The 18,054-nt window shown below is 71.7% G+C and carries 18 protein-coding genes; 16 read left to right on the plus strand and 2 right to left on the minus strand.

Going from position 1 to position 18,054, the window contains the following annotated elements; all coding sequences use genetic code 11:
• Nucleotides 1-36: 36 nt before the first annotated feature.
• Both ABZZ79_RS33255 and ABZZ79_RS33260 read left to right on the plus strand, forming a co-directional pair.
• A complete protein-coding gene (locus ABZZ79_RS33255; protein WP_356695214.1) occupies nt 37-702 on the plus strand; it encodes a trimeric intracellular cation channel family protein in 666 nt (221 codons plus the stop codon).
• A gap of 54 nt (nt 703-756) precedes the next feature.
• Entirely contained in the window at nt 757-1,602 is an 846-nt protein-coding gene (locus ABZZ79_RS33260; protein ID WP_356695215.1) for a thioesterase family protein, read from the plus strand.
• A 97-nt stretch (nt 1,603-1,699) separates the two neighbouring features.
• Here the strand turns inward: ABZZ79_RS33260 and ABZZ79_RS33265 are convergent, their stop codons facing one another.
• Nucleotides 1,700-2,320 (minus strand): TetR family transcriptional regulator, encoded by a 621-nt coding sequence (locus tag ABZZ79_RS33265; protein WP_356695217.1) that lies wholly within the window; start codon nt 2,318-2,320, stop codon nt 1,700-1,702.
• Between the two features lie 145 nt (nt 2,321-2,465).
• On the opposite strand from ABZZ79_RS33265, the gene ABZZ79_RS33270 reads away from it, so the two are divergent.
• From ABZZ79_RS33270 to ABZZ79_RS33280, 3 genes are all read left to right on the plus strand, one after another.
• Nucleotides 2,466-2,633 carry a hypothetical protein gene (locus ABZZ79_RS33270; protein WP_356695219.1) on the plus strand — a complete coding sequence of 56 codons (168 nt, stop codon included), beginning with the start codon at nt 2,466-2,468 and terminating at the stop codon, nt 2,631-2,633.
• Nucleotides 2,634-2,653: 20 nt separating this feature from the next.
• A complete protein-coding gene (locus tag ABZZ79_RS33275; protein ID WP_356695221.1) occupies nt 2,654-2,920 on the plus strand; it encodes a DUF4190 domain-containing protein in 267 nt (88 codons plus the stop codon).
• Between the two features lie 91 nt (nt 2,921-3,011).
• The gene (locus ABZZ79_RS33280) at nt 3,012-4,181 is read left to right on the plus strand and encodes a cysteine desulfurase family protein (protein ID WP_356695223.1); all 1,170 of its coding nucleotides are present in this window, start codon (nt 3,012-3,014) and stop codon (nt 4,179-4,181) included.
• Between the two features lie 139 nt (nt 4,182-4,320).
• On the opposite strand, the gene ABZZ79_RS33285 is transcribed toward ABZZ79_RS33280, so the two are convergent.
• A complete protein-coding gene (locus ABZZ79_RS33285; protein WP_356695225.1) occupies nt 4,321-5,025 on the minus strand; it encodes an N-acetylmuramoyl-L-alanine amidase in 705 nt (234 codons plus the stop codon).
• A 60-nt stretch (nt 5,026-5,085) separates the two neighbouring features.
• Here ABZZ79_RS33285 and mnmA point away from each other — a divergent pair, with 60 nt between their 5' ends.
• The 11 genes from mnmA to ABZZ79_RS33340 all read left to right on the plus strand — a co-directional run bounded on the left by mnmA (nt 5,086) and on the right by ABZZ79_RS33340 (nt 18,042).
• The gene (gene mnmA / locus ABZZ79_RS33290; protein WP_356695227.1) at nt 5,086-6,219 is read left to right on the plus strand and encodes a tRNA 2-thiouridine(34) synthase MnmA; all 1,134 of its coding nucleotides are present in this window, start codon (nt 5,086-5,088) and stop codon (nt 6,217-6,219) included.
• Nucleotides 6,220-6,281: 62 nt separating this feature from the next.
• On the plus strand, nt 6,282-7,109 hold the full coding sequence (locus ABZZ79_RS33295) for a hypothetical protein (protein WP_356695229.1): 828 nt from the start codon (nt 6,282-6,284) through the stop codon (nt 7,107-7,109).
• Between the two features lie 65 nt (nt 7,110-7,174).
• Nucleotides 7,175-7,714: a TIGR00730 family Rossman fold protein gene (locus ABZZ79_RS33300; protein WP_356695230.1), complete on the plus strand. Its 540-nt coding sequence runs from the start codon at nt 7,175-7,177 to the stop codon at nt 7,712-7,714.
• A gap of 41 nt (nt 7,715-7,755) precedes the next feature.
• The gene (locus ABZZ79_RS33305) at nt 7,756-8,454 is read left to right on the plus strand and encodes an SDR family oxidoreductase (RefSeq protein ID WP_356695232.1); all 699 of its coding nucleotides are present in this window, start codon (nt 7,756-7,758) and stop codon (nt 8,452-8,454) included.
• A gap of 689 nt (nt 8,455-9,143) precedes the next feature.
• Nucleotides 9,144-10,145, plus strand: a complete 1,002-nt coding sequence (locus ABZZ79_RS33310) for a methionine synthase (RefSeq protein WP_356695234.1) — start codon at nt 9,144-9,146, stop codon at nt 10,143-10,145.
• A gap of 15 nt (nt 10,146-10,160) precedes the next feature.
• Nucleotides 10,161-12,353, plus strand: a complete 2,193-nt coding sequence (gene ligA / locus ABZZ79_RS33315) for an NAD-dependent DNA ligase LigA (RefSeq protein ID WP_356695236.1) — start codon at nt 10,161-10,163, stop codon at nt 12,351-12,353.
• 260 nt (nt 12,354-12,613) lie between these two features.
• Nucleotides 12,614-14,878 carry a bifunctional diguanylate cyclase/phosphodiesterase gene (locus ABZZ79_RS33320; RefSeq protein WP_356695238.1) on the plus strand — a complete coding sequence of 755 codons (2,265 nt, stop codon included), beginning with the start codon at nt 12,614-12,616 and terminating at the stop codon, nt 14,876-14,878.
• A gap of 555 nt (nt 14,879-15,433) precedes the next feature.
• Nucleotides 15,434-15,925: a cupin domain-containing protein gene (locus tag ABZZ79_RS33325; RefSeq protein WP_356695240.1), complete on the plus strand. Its 492-nt coding sequence runs from the start codon at nt 15,434-15,436 to the stop codon at nt 15,923-15,925.
• An 83-nt stretch (nt 15,926-16,008) separates the two neighbouring features.
• The gene (gene gatC, locus ABZZ79_RS33330) at nt 16,009-16,305 is read left to right on the plus strand and encodes an Asp-tRNA(Asn)/Glu-tRNA(Gln) amidotransferase subunit GatC (RefSeq protein WP_356695242.1); all 297 of its coding nucleotides are present in this window, start codon (nt 16,009-16,011) and stop codon (nt 16,303-16,305) included.
• A 4-nt stretch (nt 16,306-16,309) separates the two neighbouring features.
• The gene (gene gatA / locus ABZZ79_RS33335) at nt 16,310-17,803 is read left to right on the plus strand and encodes an Asp-tRNA(Asn)/Glu-tRNA(Gln) amidotransferase subunit GatA (protein ID WP_356695244.1); all 1,494 of its coding nucleotides are present in this window, start codon (nt 16,310-16,312) and stop codon (nt 17,801-17,803) included.
• On the plus strand, nt 17,800-18,042 hold the full coding sequence (locus tag ABZZ79_RS33340; protein WP_356695246.1) for a hypothetical protein: 243 nt from the start codon (nt 17,800-17,802) through the stop codon (nt 18,040-18,042). Before gatA ends, ABZZ79_RS33340 begins: the two co-directional genes overlap by 4 nt.
• Nucleotides 18,043-18,054 lie beyond the last annotated feature (12 nt).

Below are 18,054 nucleotides of genomic sequence, written 5' to 3' on the forward strand. Positions count from 1 at the left end.
GCAAGGCAGGGGCTCCGTCGTGGGTAAGAATGTAGGGTGCTTGAGCAACTCTTCAGCCCGTCCGTCCAGCACACGCTCGACCTGATCGGCATCTTCGTCTTCGCCATCTCCGGCGCGCTGCTGGCCGTGCGCAAGAACTTCGACGTCTTCGGCATCGCCGTCCTCGCCGAGGTCACCGCGCTCGGCGGCGGGCTCTTCCGCGACCTGGTCATCGGGGCGGTCCCCCCGGCGGCCTTCACGGACCTCGGGTACTTCTCCACCCCGCTGCTCGCCGCGCTCCTGGTGTTCTTCCTGCACCCGGAGGTGGAGCGCATCCAGGCCGGCGTGAACGTCTTCGACGCGGCGGGCCTGGGCCTGTTCGCGGTCTCCGGGACGATAAAGGCGTACGAGTACGGGCTTAACCTGACCGCCTCCGCGGCCCTCGGCCTGGCCACCGCGGTCGGCGGCGGTGTCCTGCGGGACGTGCTCGCCAACGAGATCCCCTCGCTGCTGCGTTGGGACCGCGACCTGTACGCGGTTCCGGCCATGGTCGGCGCGGGTATGGTCGTGCTCTGCATCCGCTTCGACGCGCTGACCGCCTTCACCTCGGCCCTGGCCGTGGTGACGGCCTTCGTGCTGCGGCTCCTGGCGATGAAGTACCACTGGCGTGCGCCGCGGGCGTGGAACCGGAGGTCTACGGCCCGGGAGGCGGACGACGTCTAGGTGCGGGCCCTGAAAAAGCTACCGCTTAGTAGTTTCCTGTTGTACCGTACCTGCATGGCTCAGGCATCCCAGGCGGTCATCGGCGACAGCGAGTTCGACCGAGACACCGCGCTCACCCGCCGCTCCGAGGGCGTCTACGACATCGACCTCTCGGCAGGCTGGACCATCATCAACGCGGTCAACGGCGGCTATCTGCTGGCCGTGCTGGGCCGCGCGCTCGCCGACGCCCTGCCCCACCCGGACCCCTTCACCGTCTCCGCCCACTATCTGACGGCGTCCCAGCCGGGCCCGGCGGTCGTGCGCACGGACGTCGTCCGCACCGGCCGCACGCTGTCGACCGGCCAGGCCTCGCTGTTCCAGTACGACGAGCGGGGCGCGGAGGTAGAGCGCATTCGCGTCCTCGCCTCCTACGGCGATCTGGGCACCCTGCCCGACGACGTCCGCACCACGGCCCGGCCGCCCGCGATCCCGCCGATGAGCCAGTGTTTCGGCCCCGAGGACGGTCCCGCCCCGGTCGACGGCAGCTCGGCCATCGCGGACCGTCTGATGCTCAAGCTCGACCCGGCGACCCTCGGCTGGGCGCTCGGACAGCCGTCCGGCAACGGGGAGATGCGCTCCTGGTTCGGCCTCGCCGACGGCCGCGACATGGACCCGCTGTCCCTCCTCCTCGCCGTGGACGCCCTCCCGCCGACCGCCTTCGAACTGGGCATCAAGGGCTGGGTCCCCACCGTCGAGCTGACCGTCCACGTCCGCTGCCGCCCGGCCCCGGGCCCGGTCCGCGTCTCCATCACCACCCGCAACCTCGCGGGCGGTTTCCTGGAGGAGGACGCGGAGGTCTGGGACAGCGAGGACCGACTGGTGGCCCAGTCGAGACAACTGGCCCGCGTCCGCCTGGCCTGAGGGGCAACGCCCCAGGGGCGCGGGGAACTGCGCGACGGGCCACGACGGACGGAAAGCCACAACCGCACGCCAGCCCCGCCCCCCCAACCCCCGGACGTCAGTCCAACCAGTGCACCCGCCCCACACTGATGAGCCGCAGCCGGCGCGAGGCCACCTGCGCAACGCGGCGCCGCTCATCCTCGGACCCGGCCTCCAGGAACAACGAGGCCGTGCCCAGCATCTGATCGACGTACAGCCCGGCCAGCATCAGGACGTCGTCGTCGCTCCAGCCCGCCGCCTCCGGATCCTTCGCCAGCTCGGCCTTCACCTCCTCGGCGAACCGCACGAGCTGCTCCCGGATGGCCTCCCTCACCGACTGCACCCCACCGTGCCGCTCCCGGGCGATGAACCGCACGTGCGCGGGGTGCGCCGCCACATGCCCGGCGATCAACTCGACCGCGCGCGCGATGCGTTCCTCGCCGTCCCCCGTCGTGGACACGATCGTCCGGATCATTGGGTGCAGACTCCCCAGAGCTTCCTCGACGAGCGCCTCGCCCAGGTCCGCCGTGGACCGGAAATGCCGGTAGAAGGCCGTCGGCGCGACGCCCACCGCCCGGGTGACCTCCCGCAGCCCCAGACTGCTCAGGCTCTGCTCCTCCAGCAGTTGGAGCGCCGCGTCCAGAAGGGCCTGACGGGTTCTAAGTTTCTGGGCCTGGCGGGCGCCGAGGGTGTGACTCATGCCATGCAGTTAACAACTGTTCTCCGGAATTGGGAAGCCGGTCGGTGCGCTAGACTCTGTAGTCAGTGAACAACTGTTACTACAACCGTTCACCGAAGCTTCACGGGGCAGACCCCTGAAGCGTTCCGGAGGGGGATTCCATCCCATGCTGTTCCTCGTCGCCGCGCTGTTGCTGCTCGGTGTCGTCCTGGGCACCGTCGCCCACGCACCGCTCTCCTTCACCGTCGTCGCGGCCGCCGTCATCGCCGCCTGGCTCGGCGTCTTCGCCCTGCGCGAGCGCCACGCCCGCCGCCGGCACACGCCCACCCGCTGAACCGCCGGGAGTCCAACGCCATGCATCTCACCGCACCGGCCGTCGGCCGGACCACCGCCCGTGACGCGGACGGCATGGCCGTCGCGTCCTTCGTCCTCAGCCTGCTCGGCCTGCTCGTCTTCAACTTCTTCCTCGGACCGATCGCCGTCGTCCTGGCGGCCGCGGCCCTGTGGCGCGGAACCCGGCGGCGCGGCCGGGCCCTGCTCGGTCTCGGCCTCGGCATCGCCGACCTGGTCGTGCTCGCCGTGTTCATGCACGCCGACAGCACCATCTCCTGGAGCTTCTGACACTCCAGGGCCCATCGGGGCGTCCGAGCACCTCGCGCGGCCGACACCGCACGCGGTGCGCTCAAGGACGCCCCGTAGAATCGGCGTCACCATGGCATACCTCGACCACGCCGCGACGACGCCGATACTCCCGGAGGCGGCAGAGGCCCTGACCGCCCATCTGGGCGTGACCGGAAACGCCTCTTCCCTCCACGCCTCGGGCCGCCGGGCCCGCCGCACGGTCGAGGAAGCCCGCGAGACCCTCGCGGAGGCGCTGGGCGCCCGGCCCAGCGAGGTCGTCCTCACCTCCGGCGGCACCGAGGCGGACAACCTCGCGGTCAAGGGCCTGTACTGGGCCCGCCGCGACGCCGACCCGGCCCGCACCCGGGTGCTGGCGAGCCCCGTCGAGCACCACGCCGTCCTCGACGCCGTGCACTGGCTCGGCGACCACGAGGGCGCCCGGATCGAGTACCTCCCGGTCGACGCGCACGGCCGCGTCCACCCGGACGCCCTGCGCGAGGCCATCGCCGCCAACCCCGACGACGTCGCGCTCGCCACCGTCATGTGGGCCAACAACGAGATCGGCACCCTGATGCCGGTCCGCGAACTGGCCGACGTGGCCGCCGAGTTCGACGTGCCGCTGCACGCCGACGCGGTCCAGGCCTTCGGGCAGGTCCCGGTCGACTTCGCCGCCTCCGGCCTCGCCGCCATGACCGTCTCCGGCCACAAGATCGGCGGGCCGTACGGCATCGGCGCGCTGCTCCTCGGCCGGGAGTACAGCCCCGTCCCCGTGCTGCACGGCGGGGGCCAGGAGCGCCATGTCCGCTCCGGCACCCTCGACGTCCCCGCCATCGCCTCCTTCGCGGTCGCCGGACGTCTCGCCGCCGAGCAGCGCGAGTGGTTCGCCCGCGAGATCGGCGCCCTGCGCGACGACCTGATCAGCGCCGTCCGTACGGCCGTCCCCGACGCCGTCCTCGGCGGCGACCCGGACCCGGCGGGCCGGCTGCCCGCCAACGCCCACTTCACCTTCCCCGGCTGCGAGGGCGACTCCCTGCTGCTGCTGCTGGACGCCCAGGGCATCGAGTGCTCCACCGGCTCCGCCTGCACCGCAGGGGTCGCCCAGCCCAGCCATGTCCTGCTGGCCACCGGCACCGACCCGGACCTGGCCCGCGGCACCCTGCGCTTCTCCCTCGGCCACACCTCCACCGCCGCCGACGTCGAGGCCGTCGCCAAGGCCATCGGCCCGGCGGTGGAGCGGGCGCGCGCGGCGGGCCTGACCTGAGCCGCTCGGGCTTGTGAGCCGCTCGGGCCCGAGCCGGGCCGTGGGGACCTGAGCCGAGCCGGGGGGCCTGACCAGAGCCATGGGACCAGCGCCGTGGGACCAGAGCCATGGGACCAGCGCCGTGGAGGCCGCGGCGAGGCTATGCCCTGCCCGGCAGGGTGCTCGACGGCCGGGGGCTGGGCGTACGCGTGGCGGCCGTGCGCGCCCGCCGGACGAGCTTCAAGTACCGGTCCCAGTCCCAGTGCGGCCCCGGATCGGTGTGGTCCGTGCCCGGCACCTCCACATGGCCGATGATGTGCTCGCGGTTGACCGGGATGTCGTAGCGCGCGCATATGCGGGCCGTCAGCCGGGCCGAGGCCGCGTACATCGCGTCCGTGAAGGACGCGGGGTCGTCGACGAAACCGGCGTGCTCGATGCCCACACTGCGTTCGTTGTAGTCCCGATTGCCCGCGTGGTACGCCACGTCCAGCTCGCGGATCATCTGTGTGATGTGACCGTCGTCGCGGACTATGTAGTGCGCGGCGGCGCCGTGGCCCGGGTCCTGGAACACCCTCACCGCGCTCGCGAAGCTGCCCTGTGTGACATGGACCACCACCAGGTCGATGCCGTAGTCCTCCGGCCGGTCCGCCCAGCGGAAGTTGGCCTCGGACGCGGGCGTCCAGCGGGCGCCCGCGAAGTCGACCTCGCCCTCCTTGCGCGGCTTGCGCACACCCGGCGCCCGCCACCACAGCCGCCGCAGCTCGTCGCGGGCGAGTACGGCCGTGCCGGCCGCGGCCGCCAGGCCGCCGACCAGCAGGGCGCGCCGCCTGATCCGCCGGTCCGTGTCCCCCGTAGTACGTCCCATGTGATCCACAACGGATACTCGCGGGCCCCGGTTCCCGCGCCCCCTTACCCTGGAAGGGTTATGACTGACACCCCGCAGCGCTCCCGTCCCCTCCGCGTCCTCGCCGCCATGTCCGGAGGCGTCGACTCCGCCGTGGCCGCCGCCCGCGCGGCCGAGGCGGGCCACGACGTGACCGGCGTCCATCTCGCGCTCTCCGCGAACCCCCAGTCCTTCCGCACGGGCGCGCGGGGCTGCTGCACCATCGAGGACTCCCGCGACGCCCGCCGCGCCGCGGACGTCATCGGCATCCCGTTCTACGTCTGGGACCTCGCCGACCGCTTCCGCGAGGACGTGGTCGAGGACTTCGTCGCCGAGTACGAGGCCGGCCGTACGCCCAACCCGTGCCTGCGCTGCAACGAGAAGATCAAGTTCGCGGCCCTGCTCGACAAGGCCCTCGCCCTCGGCTTCGACGCGGTCTGCACCGGCCACTACGCCCAGGTGATCCCGCGCGAGGACGGCACCCGCGAACTGCACCGCGCCTCCGACATGGCCAAGGACCAGTCGTACGTCCTCGGCGTCCTGGACGACCGGCAGCTGGCGCACGCGATGTTCCCGCTCGGCGACACGGTCACGACGAAGGACGAGATCCGCGCCGAGGCCGAGCGCCGCGGCCTGGCGGTCGCCAAGAAGCCCGACTCGCACGACATCTGCTTCATCGCCGACGGCGACACCCAGGGCTTCCTCGCCCGTCGCCTGGGCAAGGCGGAGGGCGACATCGTCGACGAGGCCGGGCACAAGCTCGGCACCCACGAGGGCGCGTACGGCTTCACCATCGGCCAGCGCAAGGGCCTGCGCATCGGTGTCCCCGCCGCCGACGGCAAGCCGCGCTACGTCCTGGACATCTCCCCGGTGGACAACACGGTCACCGTCGGCCCGGCGGCCTCCCTGGACGTCAGCGCCCTGACCGCGATTAAGCCCCGCTGGTGCGGCGCCGCCCCGTCCGGCCCCGGCACCTACACCGCCCAGCTGCGCGCCCACGGTGGCGAGACCGAGGTCACCGCCGAAGTCGTCGACGGCTCCCTGGAGGTCACCTTCACCGAGCCGGTCCGCGGTGTAGCCCCGGGCCAGGCGATCGTGCTCTACGACGGCACGCGCGTGGTGGGCTCGGCGACGATCGCCTCGACCACGCGCGCGGCGGCGCTGTCGCACCCGTGATCCAGAGTGCCCGCACCGGGCGGACGACCGTCCGGTGCTCAGGCACACATCAGGGGTGGGACATGAAGACGCCGGTACGGCGCGGATTTCCGGCCGGTCGTCGTGCGACGACCGTTCTCGCGGCGGCGGGCACGATGCTCGCCGGCACACTGCTCGCGGCACCGGGCGCGCACGCGGCCGACAGCGACATCACGTTCTCGGACGTGGTCATCAACAAGGGCAAGCCGATCGTGCTCGGCACCGGCGCCGAGGTCGAGGTGCCGCTGACCTACACGGTGAAGACGAAGGTCAAGCTGGACGACTGGTGGGTGTCCGCCTACCGGGGCACCTTCGGGCAGAACGAGTACACGCTCGCCGGCAGCACGATCCAGTGGAGCTGCGCCCAGTCCAGCGCGGGCGGTTACACGTTCTACGACTGCAAGGAGTCGATGTTCGTCGACCCCGACGCGATGGTCAACGGCAGGACCCGCGTCAACGGCGACGCCACCACCTGGAAGACCGTCGCCACCGCCATCAAGATCGGCGGCGGTTACGACGACGACCTGCTCTCCTACACCACCCGCCTCAAGCGCGCGTCCGTCATCGAGGGCGCCGACGCGAGCCCCGAGCCGGTCACCAAGGGCAAGCCGATCACCATCAAGGGCACCCTGAAGCGCGCCAACTGGAGCACGCACCGCTACGACCTGTACGGCGGCCAGAAGGTCACCCTCCAGTTCAAGGCGGCGGGCACCACGGCGTACACCAACGTCAAGACGATCACCACCACGTCCACGGGCGCGCTGAAGACCACGGTCACCGCCGCCGAGGACGGCACCTGGCGCTGGTACTACGCGGGCGACTCCGTGACCGGCGCCAAAGCCACCACGGGCGACTACGTGGACGTGCGGTAACGCGACATCGGGCTGCGCGGCATCCGCACCCGGCGGCGCAGGGGCAACCCCGTACGGTGTTCTTCATGAACATCTGCGTCTTCCTCTCCGCCGCCGACCTCGACGACCGCTACACCCGCCCCGCGCGGGAGTTCGCCGAACTGCTGGGCAAGGGCGGACACACCCTGGTGTGGGGCGGGTCGGACGTAGGGCTGATGAAGGTCGTGGCGGACGGCGTGCAGGAGGCGGGCGGACGGCTGCTGGGCGTCTCCGTCGACTTCCTGGCCGCCAAGGCCCGTGCGGGCGCCGACGAGATGGTGATCGCCGTTGACCTCGCCGAGCGCAAGAAGCTGCTCCTGGAGAAGGCCGACGCCGTGGTGATCATGGTCGGCGGGACCGGCACGCTGGACGAGGCGACCGAGATCCTTGAGCTGAAGAAGCACGGCCGCACCGAGAAGCCGGTCGTGCTGCTGAACACCGCCGGCTTCTACGACGGCCTCAAGGAGCAGTTCCGCCGCATGGAGGACGAGGGTTTCCTGCCCCGGCCGCTCACCGAGCTGGTGTTCTTCGCCGAGGAGCCGGTGGGCGCGCTGGCCTACCTGGAGGAGAGCGGCGGGATCCGCTAGCGCGGTACGCGGGGACGGGCCCGTCGCGCGGTGGTGCGACGATGGCGGACATGGCTACTCATGTGATCACCGGGGCCGGTTCCGGCATCGGCGCGGCCGTCGCCCGCCGTCTGCACGCGCGCGGGGACGACCTCGTGCTCCACGCGCGCGACGCGGGCCGTGCCAAGGAGCTGACGGCCGAGTTCCCCGGCGCCCGGACCCTGGTCGGCGACCTGGCGGACCCCGACCGCCTCAGCTGGGCCTTCTCCCACCAGACGCTGCCGGACCAGGTGGACACCCTGCTGCACATCGCCGGCGTCGTCGACCTCGGCCGGGTCGGTGACCTGACCCCGAAGTCCTGGCGCCACCAGCTCAACGTCAACCTGATCTCACCGGCCGAGCTGACCCGCCACTTCCTGCCCCAACTGCGCACCACGCGCGGGCACGTGGTGTTCGTCAACTCCGGCGCGGGTCTGAACGCCCACGCCGAGTGGTCCGCCTACGCCGCCTCCAAGCACGGCCTGAAGGCACTCGCCGACTCCCTGCGTCACGAGGAGCACGCGAACGGTGTCCGCGTCACCTCCGTCTACCCCGGCCGCACCGCCAGCCCCATGCAGGCCAAGGTCCACCAGCAGGAGGGCAAGGAGTACGACGCGTCCCGGTGGATCGACCCCGAGTCGGTCGCGACGACGATCCTCACGGCCATCGATCTGCCCGCGGACGCCGAGATCAACGACCTGACAGTCCGCCCGGGCCGCTGACACTCCTTTCTCGCCCCCGCCGCCCCTACCCGTCCCATCCCCGGGCGCTGCCGCCCCCGGACCCCCCGTCGGCCCTGAACGGGCCCCGTCCTCAAACGCCGGACGGGCTGATGGGGGCGAGCCGTCCTGGAACCCGCTTCGGTCCTGAAGGGGCCTTGTCCTCGAATGCCGGACGGGCTGATGGGGGCGAGGGCTTCGTCTTGGAACGGCGGGCGGGCTGATCGGCTCAAGCCTTGCAAATGTCGCCCCCGCCGCCCCTACCCGTCCCATCCCCGGGGGCTGCCGCCCCCGGACCCCCCGTCGGCCCTGAACGGGCCCCGTCCTCAAACGCCGGACGGGCTGGTGGGGTGAGCCGTCCTGGAGACCGCTTCGGTCTTGGACGGGCCTCGTCCTCGGATGCCGGACGGGCTGGTGGGGGGAGCCGTCCTGGAGGCCGCTTCGGTCCTGGACGGGCTCGTCCTCAAGCGCGGCGGGTGGGCTGGTGGGGGCGAGTGCGTCCGGGGTTTCGCTTTGGTTCTGGGTGGGGGTTGCCGTCGGATGCGGGGCGGACTCAGGGGGTCGGGTCTGGCCTCCTGAGCGGCCGATTCGGGCGGTGTGGGTGGGCGAAGGTTCGGGCGGAGCCCCCTGGGGGCGGGCGCGGAACAGCTTGCCTGGGGACGCCGGGCCCGGCACTACGTAGGCTTCGGGGCGTGAACGAACACTTCAGCTTCGCCGCCGCCACCGGCCTCGGCTCCATGCCCGGCGGAGACGCCCAGGAGGCCGCCAGGACCGTCACCGGCAGCTTCGAGGACTTCCCCTTCCTCGCCGAACTCCCCGCCCGCGGCCCCGGCGCGGACATGATCGGCCGAACAGCGGGCCTGCTCGTCGAGCTGTACGCGCGCGTGGAGCCAAGCGGCTGGCGCATCGGCGACCACCCGGGCCGCGACACCAAGCGGGCCCGCTCCTGGCTGGGGGAGGACCTCGACGCCCTGGAGGAGTTCACCCAGGACTACACCGGGCAGCTGAAGGTGCAGGCGGTCGGCCCCTGGACGCTCGCCACCAGCCTGGAGCTGAAGAACGGCGAGTCCGCGCTCTCCGACCCCGGCGCCTGCCGCGACCTCGCCGGCTCCCTCGCCGAGGGCCTGCGCCAGCACCTGGCCGAGGTGCGGCGCCGTGTCCCCGGCGCACAGCTCGTCCTCCAGCTCGACGAACCGTCCCTGACCGCCGTACTGCGCGGCCACGTGAAGACCGCCAGCGGCTACCGCACCCACCGTGCCGTCGACCGGCAGCTCGTCGAGGCCACGCTCCGGGACGTCATCGGGGTGCACGAGGAGGGCCGGACCGTGGTCCACTCGTGCGCGCCGGACGTGCCGTTCGCCCTGCTGCGCCGGGCGGGCGCGGCCGGGATCTCCTTCGACTTCTCGCTCCTCACCGAGCGTGACGACGATGTGATCGGCGAGGCGGTGGAGGCGGGCACGAGGCTGTTCGCCGGTGTCGTGCCGGGCACGGACGGCCGATTGTCAGACCCTGCCGGTAGCGTCATGGGTGTCAGGACGCTGTGGCGCAGGTTGGGGCTGCGGCCGGGGCTTCTCCCGGAGGCGGTCACGGTGACTCCGGCATGCGGACTCGCGGGGGCTTCCCCGGATTACGCCCGCCGGGCTCTCGCCCATTGCGTCCGGGCGGCGAGATCCCTCGCGGACAACCCTGAGTAACGGGAGGACGACACGGTGGCCGGCGAAAAGCAAGCGGAGACGACGGTGCCCGCCGAGGCGCGGGAGCAGCACGCGAAGCTCGCTGAGCAGATCGAGGAGCACCGCTTCCGGTACTACGTGAAGGACGCTCCCGTCGTCAGCGACGCGGAGTTCGACAAGCTCCTGCGCTCCCTGGAGGCGCTGGAGGACGAGTACTCCGAGCTGCGCACGCCCGATTCGCCCACACAGAAGGTGGCGGGGGCGTACGAGACGGAGTTCACGGCCGTCCAGCACGCCCAGCGCATGCTGTCGCTGGACAACGCCTTCGACGACCTGGAGCTGGCAGCCTGGGCCGAGCGCGTCCACCGCGACATCGGCACGTCCGGGTACCACTTCCTGTGTGAGCTGAAGGTCGACGGCCTGGCGGTCAACCTCACCTACGAGCACGGCCGTCTGGTCCGCGCGGCCACCCGCGGCGACGGCCGCACCGGCGAGGACATCACACCCAACGTCCGTACGATCGCCGAGATCCCGGACCGTCTGACGGGCGACCGGGTCCCGGATCTGGTGGAGATCCGCGGCGAGGTCTACTTCCCGATGGAGAAGTTCGAGGAGCTCAACGCCCGTCTGCTGAGCGCCGGTGACAAGCCCTTCGCCAACCCGCGCAACGCGGCGGCCGGTTCGCTGCGCCAGAAGGACCCGCGCGTCACCGCCACCCGCCCGCTGCACATGGTCGTCCACGGCATCGGCGCCCTGGAGGGCTACGCGGGGCTGACCCGGCTCTCCGAGGCGTACAGCCTGCTCAAGACCTGGGGCCTGCCCACCTCCTCGCACAACAGAGTGGTCGACGACCTCGACGGCGTACGGGAGTTCATCGCGCACTACGGCGAGCACCGCCACTCCGTGGAGCACGAGATCGACGGCGTGGTCGTCAAGCTCGACGAGATCCCGCTCCAGGGCCGCCTCGGTTCCACCTCCCGCGCCCCGCGCTGGGCGATCGCGTACAAGTACGCGCCCGAGGAGGTCAACACCAAGCTGATCGACATCAAGGTCGGTGTCGGCCGCACCGGTCGTGTCACCCCGTACGCCCAGGTCGAGCCGGTGACGGTGGCCGGGTCCGAGGTCGAGTTCGCGACCCTGCACAACCAGGACGTGGTCAAGGCCAAGGGCGTGCTGATCGGCGACACGGTCGTGATCCGCAAGGCCGGTGACGTCATCCCGGAGATCCTCAGCGCGGTGGTCGACCAGCGCGACGGCACAGAGCGCGAGTTCGTCATGCCCTCCCAGTGCCCCGAGTGCGGGACGCCGCTGAAGGCCATGAAGGAGGGCGACGTCGACCTGCGCTGCCCGAACGCCCGGTCCTGCCCGGCCCAGTTGCGCGAGCGCCTGTTCTATCTCGCGGGCCGCAAGTCGCTGGACATCGAGCACTTCGGCTATGTGGCCGCGGCCGCCCTCACCAAGCCGCTGGAGCCGTCCGAGCCGCCGCTGACGGACGAGGGCGACCTGTTCGACCTCACCGTCGAGCAGTTGCTGCCCATCAAGGCGTACGTCCTCGACCAGGACAGCGGGCTGCCCAAGCGGGACCCGAAGACCGGCGAGGAGAAGATCGCCACCGTCTTCGCCAACCAGCAGGGCGAGGCCAAGAAGAACGCGCTCGCGATGCTGGAGAACATCGCGGCGGCCAAGGAGCGTCCGCTCGCGCGGCTGCTGACCGGTCTGTCCATCCGGCACGTCGGCCCTGTCGCGGCCGAGGCGCTGGCCCGCGAGTTCCGCTCGATCGACCGCATCCAGCAGGCGACCGAGGAGGAGCTGACCGCGGTCGACGGGGTGGGCGGGATCGTCGCGCAGGCGCTCAAGGAGTGGTTCGCCGAGGACTGGCACCAGGAGATCCTGCGCAAGTGGAAGGCCGCGGGCGTACGGATGGAGGAGGAAGGCTCCGGTGAGGACGAGGGGCCGCGTCCGCTGGAGGGCCTCACCGTCGTGGTGACCGGCACCCTGGAGCGCTACACCCGGGACGGCGCCAAGGACGCCCTGCAGAGCCAGGGCGCGAAGGTGACCGGTTCGGTGTCGAAGAAGACCTCGTTCGTCGTTGTGGGTGACAACCCCGGTTCGAAGTACGACAAGGCGATGCAGCTCAAGGTTCCCGTTCTGAACGAGGACGGCTTCGACATCCTGCTCGCACAGGGCCCGGAGGCCGCCGCGGAGGCCGCGCTTCCGACCGGGGAGTAGCGGTTGAAGGCCACCCGATCGGCGCATATCAGTTGCATACGGGTGGCGCGGGCGCATTCGGGCAACCGTCGACGACCGCTGCCCGAGGAAGCCCTCCGCGTCCTACTGTTGAGATGTGCACCTGCCGTGCCCAACCGCGGTCGGGGCATCCACCCGCTCCTGGACAGCAGCGGGAAAGGGTTTTCCGACGCGGTGCCGATGCGGAACGTCGGGCATCGGGCCGCGGGGCGTGGGCACCGCCGGCTGTGAGAGGGACGGGAATGGAACCGACCGAGAGCGCCGCCCCGGACTCATGGCTGCGCCGGCTCTCCGGCGTGTGGCGCGCGGGCCGGGCACCGAAGTGGCGGTCCGGCGCGCCGGACCGCGCCGCCGACCAGGGCGGAGCGGGCCTGCTCACCGATCGGCTCGGGGCCGATCCGCTGGGCGCCCGCTCGCTGGGCACCACACCGCTCACCATCGGCCGCGTCCCCGGACTGCCCGGCGGCGAGGCCGATCGGACCCCGACCTGGCCCGCCCTGCCCGCCGCCGTCGTCGCGGCCGCCGCCTTCGCCCTGGGAGCCGGGTTCTACCGCGCTTTCACCGGCAGCCACGCCCTCTTCCCGTCCGGCACGGCCGGCTGGTCGCTGGCCGTGCTGACCGGCCTGATCGTCGGCCATCTGGTCATGCTCGGCCGCGCCCGCTGGTGGGGCGGCACCGGATCAGGAGCCGCCCTCACCCTCGCCGTCCTGCTGCTGTACGGCTGGGTGCCCGCCGGGATGGTCAGCCTCACCGTGGTCGTGCTGGTCGGCATAGCCCGCCGCAACCGCTGGCGGCAGGGCCTGCTGCACGGAGCGGTGGACATCCTCGGCATCGGCACCGGCGCCCTCATGCTGGCGGCCTTCGGCCGGGTGCCGTCGGTGGAGCAGCCCTGGAACCCCGAGGCCTGGACGCTGTACACCGTGCCCGAGATCGTGCTGGCCGCGGGCGCCTATCTCGCCGTCTCGCGCGTCCTGCTCTGGTACCTGCACGCGCCCCGCTCCGGCGGGCTGCCGACCATCGCCCGCACCGCCCTGCTCAGACAGGGCCTGGTGGCCGTCGCGCTGCTCGGCATAGCCCCACTGGTGTGCGTCGTCGCCATGGCCAAGCCGATCCTGCTGCCGCTGTTCGCGATCCCGCTCATCGCGCTCGACTCCACCTTGTGGATGGCCAGAGCCCGAGCGGAGGAACAACTGCGCGACCCGCTCACCGGACTGCCCAACCGGCAGTGGCTGCTGGAGCGCATCTGGACCGCCCTGGACGACGCCGACCGCATCGGCGCCCGCGCGGCCCTGATGCTGATCGACCTCGACCGCTTCAGATCGGTCAACGACACCCTGGGGCATCTGGCCGGAGACCGGCTCCTGCTCCAGACCGCGGACCGGCTCCGGCTGGCCCTCCCGCGCGGGGCGGAGGCCGCCCGGCTCGGCGGCGACGAGTTCGCCGTCTTACTGCCCGTCGCCGACTCCACCACCTCAGCGACCCGCATCGCCCGCGGCATCGTCGCCGCGCTCAGCTCCCCGCTCGACCTCGACGGCCTCACCCTGGTCCTGGAGGCCAGCGCGGGAGTCGCCGTCTTCCCCGACCACGCCCTCGACGCCGAGGGCCTGTTGCGCCGCGCGGACGTGGCGATGTACCAGGCCAAGCGGGACCGCACGGGAGTCGAGGTGTACGAGTCCAAGCGCGACTCCAACACCCCCGACCGACTCGGCCTGCTGGCCGACCTGCGCCGGGCGCTCGACGCGCACGAGGTGCAGCTGCACTACCAGCCCAAGGTCCGCTTCGACGGACAGGTGGCCGGCCTGGAGGCCCTGGTGCGCTGGGTGCACCCGGAGCGGGGCAAGGTGCCGCCGGACGAGTTCATCGCCATCGCCGAGTCCTCCGGCCTCATGCCGCACCTCACCGAGTACGTCCTGGAGACCGCGCTCGGCCAGGTCGCCGAGTGGCGCTCCCAGGGCCTGTTCGTGCCCGTCGCGGTCAATGTCTCCCCGCGTGACGTCCACACCCCCGGCTTCGCGGGCTCCGTCGCCGCGCGCCTGGCCCGGCACGGGGTGCCCGCGGGGGCGCTCCAGCTGGAGATCACCGAGCACGTCCTCCTGGAGGACCCGCAGCGCGCCGCCGACACCCTCGCCGGGCTCACCGGGCACGGCGTGAAGATGTCCCTGGACGACTTCGGCACCGGCTACTCCTCGCTCGTCCACCTGCGCCGGCTGCCGGTCAGCGAGCTGAAGATCGACCGCTCCTTCGTGGCCCGCCTCGCCGTCGACAACGAGGACGCCGAGATCGTGCGCTGCACCGTCGACCTCGCCCACTCGCTGGGCCTCCTCGTCGTCGCCGAGGGCGTCGAGGACGACGAGACCTGGGAGCGCCTGCGCGACCTGGGGTGCGACGCCGTACAGGGCTGGCTGGTGGCCGCCGCGATGCCGCCCGACGAGACCACGGCCTGGCTGCGCGCCCGCGGTGCCCGTGGCTGGCAGCGGCCGCGCGCGGCGCTTCCTGCGGCCGAGTAGCCCGCCGCCGACTCGCCTCCCGGCCACCGGCTCTCTTCTCCCGGCGCCGCCGGCTCTCTTCTCCCGGCCGCCGAGCGCCCGCCGCCGAGCGCCGACCGATGTCCGGCGTCTGCCGCGTCGTCGTGGTTTGTCGCGCGGTTCCCCGCGCCCCTTGGGTGTGGTTTGTCGCGCGGTTCCTCGCGCCCCTGGGGGTGTCGGTTGACGTTCGGCTTGTGTCTGCGGCAGCGTCGTGGCTTGTGGCGCAGTTCCCCGCGCCCCTTGGGCGTCGTTTGTCGGGCGGTTTCCCCGCGCCCCTGGGGTGTGTGTGGTTCGTCGCGCGGTTCCCCCGCGCTCCTAGGGTGCTCCTTGGGCGTGTTCGTCGTGCGGTTGCTCGCGGCGCTTAGGGCGTGCTGAAGCGGGGCGTCAGGAGCCTCGGTCTTGTCGCTGATCGTGCTGTGCCGCGGCGGGACCAAGGCCGTTGCGTACGGGATCCATTTCGCCACGGCGATCGTTGTTCTGAGCAGTGCCGGACTGCTGTTCGCGGTCTGACGGCACGCGTCCTCAGGGGGTCGGGAAATGTCGCTGTTCGTACCGAAGTTCGACGAGACCGTCATCGTCCGGGACGCCGACGCCGAGGTGGTCGGCGCCGACCCGGTCGCCGTGAAGCTGCTGGCCGACAGCAACGCCTCCGGCGGGGCGCTGTCCACGGTCCGGGTCACCCTGGGGGAGGGCGCCGACGGCGCCAAGCCCCATCTGCACCGCAATTCCGCGGAGATGTTCTTCCTGCTCGACGGCGCCGCGGAAGTGCTCTGCGGGGACGACGTGGTCACCGCCGAGCGCGGCGACCTGATAGTCGTCCCGCCGGGCCGCCCGCACGCCTTCGCGGCCGCCCCGGGCAGCACGGCCGATCTGCTCGTCGTCATCACGCCCGGAGTGGAGCGCTTCGAGTACTTCCGTCACCTCAAGCGCATCCGCCTCGGCGAGGTCGGCCCGGAGAGTCTGCTGGAGGTCCAGGACCTCTACGACAACCACTTCCTGCGCAGTTCCGCATGGGACGACCGCCGATGAGAGGTTGACCGTTTCACGGGCACAGCTCCCCGCCCCCTAGGATTGGCCCCAAACCACACACACTCACCCCAGAGGATCGCTGCATGCCTGGCATCACGCGCGAGGAGGTCGCCCACCTCGCCCGGCTGGCGCGTCTGGAGCTGAAGCCCGAAGAGCTCGACCACTTCGCAGGCCAGCTCGGCGACATCATCGGCGCGGTCGCCCGCGTCAGTGAGGTCGCCGACCAAGACGTACCGCCGACCTCGCACCCGCTCCCGCTGACGAATGTCATGCGTCAGGACGAGGTGCGTCCGTCGCTCACCCCCGAGCAGGCGCTCTCCGGCGCCCCGGCCCAGGAGCAGCAGCGTTTCAAGGTGCCGCAGATCCTGGGGGAGGACTGATCCCATGACGGACATCATCAAGCTCACCGCGGCCGAGACCGCCGGGAAGATCGCCTCCGGCGAGCTCACGGCCGTCGAGGTCACCGAGGCCCACCTCGCCCGCATCGAGGCGGTCGACGAGAAGGTGCACGCCTTCCTGTACGTCGACCGTGAGGGCGCCCTCGCGCAGGCCCGCGCCGTCGACGCCAAGCGCGAGCGCGGCGAGAAGCTCGGCCCGCTGGCCGGTGTCCCTCTCGCGCTCAAGGACATCTTCACCACCGAGGGCATCCCGACGACCGTCGGCTCCAAGATCCTCGAAGGCTGGATCCCGCCGTACGACGCGACCCTCACCAAGCGGCTGAAGGCCGCCGACGTCGTCATCCTCGGCAAGACCAACATGGACGAGTTCGCCATGGGGTCCTCCACCGAGAACAGCGCCTACGGCCCCACCGGCAACCCCTGGGACCTCACCAAGATCCCCGGCGGTTCCGGCGGCGGGTCCTCCGCCGCCCTGGCCTCCTTCCAGGCCCCGCTCGCCATCGGCACCGACACCGGCGGCTCCATCCGCCAGCCGGCCGCCGTCACCGGCACGGTCGGCGTGAAGCCGACGTACGGCGCGGTCTCCCGTTACGGGATGGTCGCCTTCTCCTCGTCCCTGGACCAGGGCGGCCCCTGCGCCCGCACGGTCCTCGACGCGGCCCTGCTGCACGAGGTCATCGCCGGGCACGACCCGCTCGACTCCACCTCCATCGACGCCCCGGTCCCGCCGGTCGTCGAGGCCGCCCGCAACGGCAGCGTGGCGGGCATGCGCGTCGGCGTGGTCAAGCAGTTCCGCGGCGAGGGCTACCAGGCCGGCGTCATCCAGCGCTTCGACGAGTCGGTCGAACTGCTGAAGAAGCTGGGCGCCGAGATCGTCGAGCTGGACTGCCCGTCCTTCGACCTCGCCCTGTCGGCGTACTACCTCATCGCGCCGTCCGAGTGCTCCTCCAACCTCGCCCGCTTCGACGGCCTGCGCTACGGCCTGCGGACCGGCGACGACGGCGGCCACTCGGCCGAGGAGGTCACCTCCCTCACCCGTGCGGCGGGCTTCGGCCCCGAGGTCAAGCGCCGCATCATGCTGGGCACGTACGCGCTGTCGAGCGGCTACTACGACGCCTACTACGGCAGCGCCCAGAAGGTCCGCACGCTCATCACGCGCGACTTCGAGAAGGCATTCGAGCAGGTCGACGTGATCGTCTCCCCGACGACCCCGACCACCGCCTTCGCGATCGGCGAGCGCGCCGACGACCCGATGGCGATGTACCTCGCCGACCTGTGCACCATCCCGACCAACCTGGCGGGCAACGCGGCCATGTCGCTGCCCTGCGGCCTCGCCCCGGAGGACAACCTCCCGGTGGGTCTGCAGATCATCGCCCCGGCGATGAAGGACGACCGGCTGTACAAGGTCGGCGCCGCCGTCGAGGCCGCCTTCGTGGAAAAGTGGGGGCACCCGCTGATCGAGGAGGCTCCGTCGCTGTGAGTAAGGCACTGTCCAAGGCCAAGGGCTTCAAGAAGTCCAAGTCCGGTCTGTACCTGTCCATGGCCACCACCGCGTTCGGTGCGGTCACCGTCGCCAAGCAGGCCAAGAGGGCCCGCTCGGAGAGCGACACACTGCGGCTGATCGACGCCGCCGTGTCCGCCGCCGCGATCGCCACCGGCCTCGCCATCCTCTACCGCGAGCTGAAGCGGCTGGGCGACGACGACGTCCTGCTGGGCTGAGAGGGAAGTTTC

This window comes from Streptomyces sp. NPDC006458 (genome assembly GCF_040612135.1).
Taxonomy (GTDB): Bacteria; Actinomycetota; Actinomycetes; order Streptomycetales; family Streptomycetaceae; genus Streptomyces.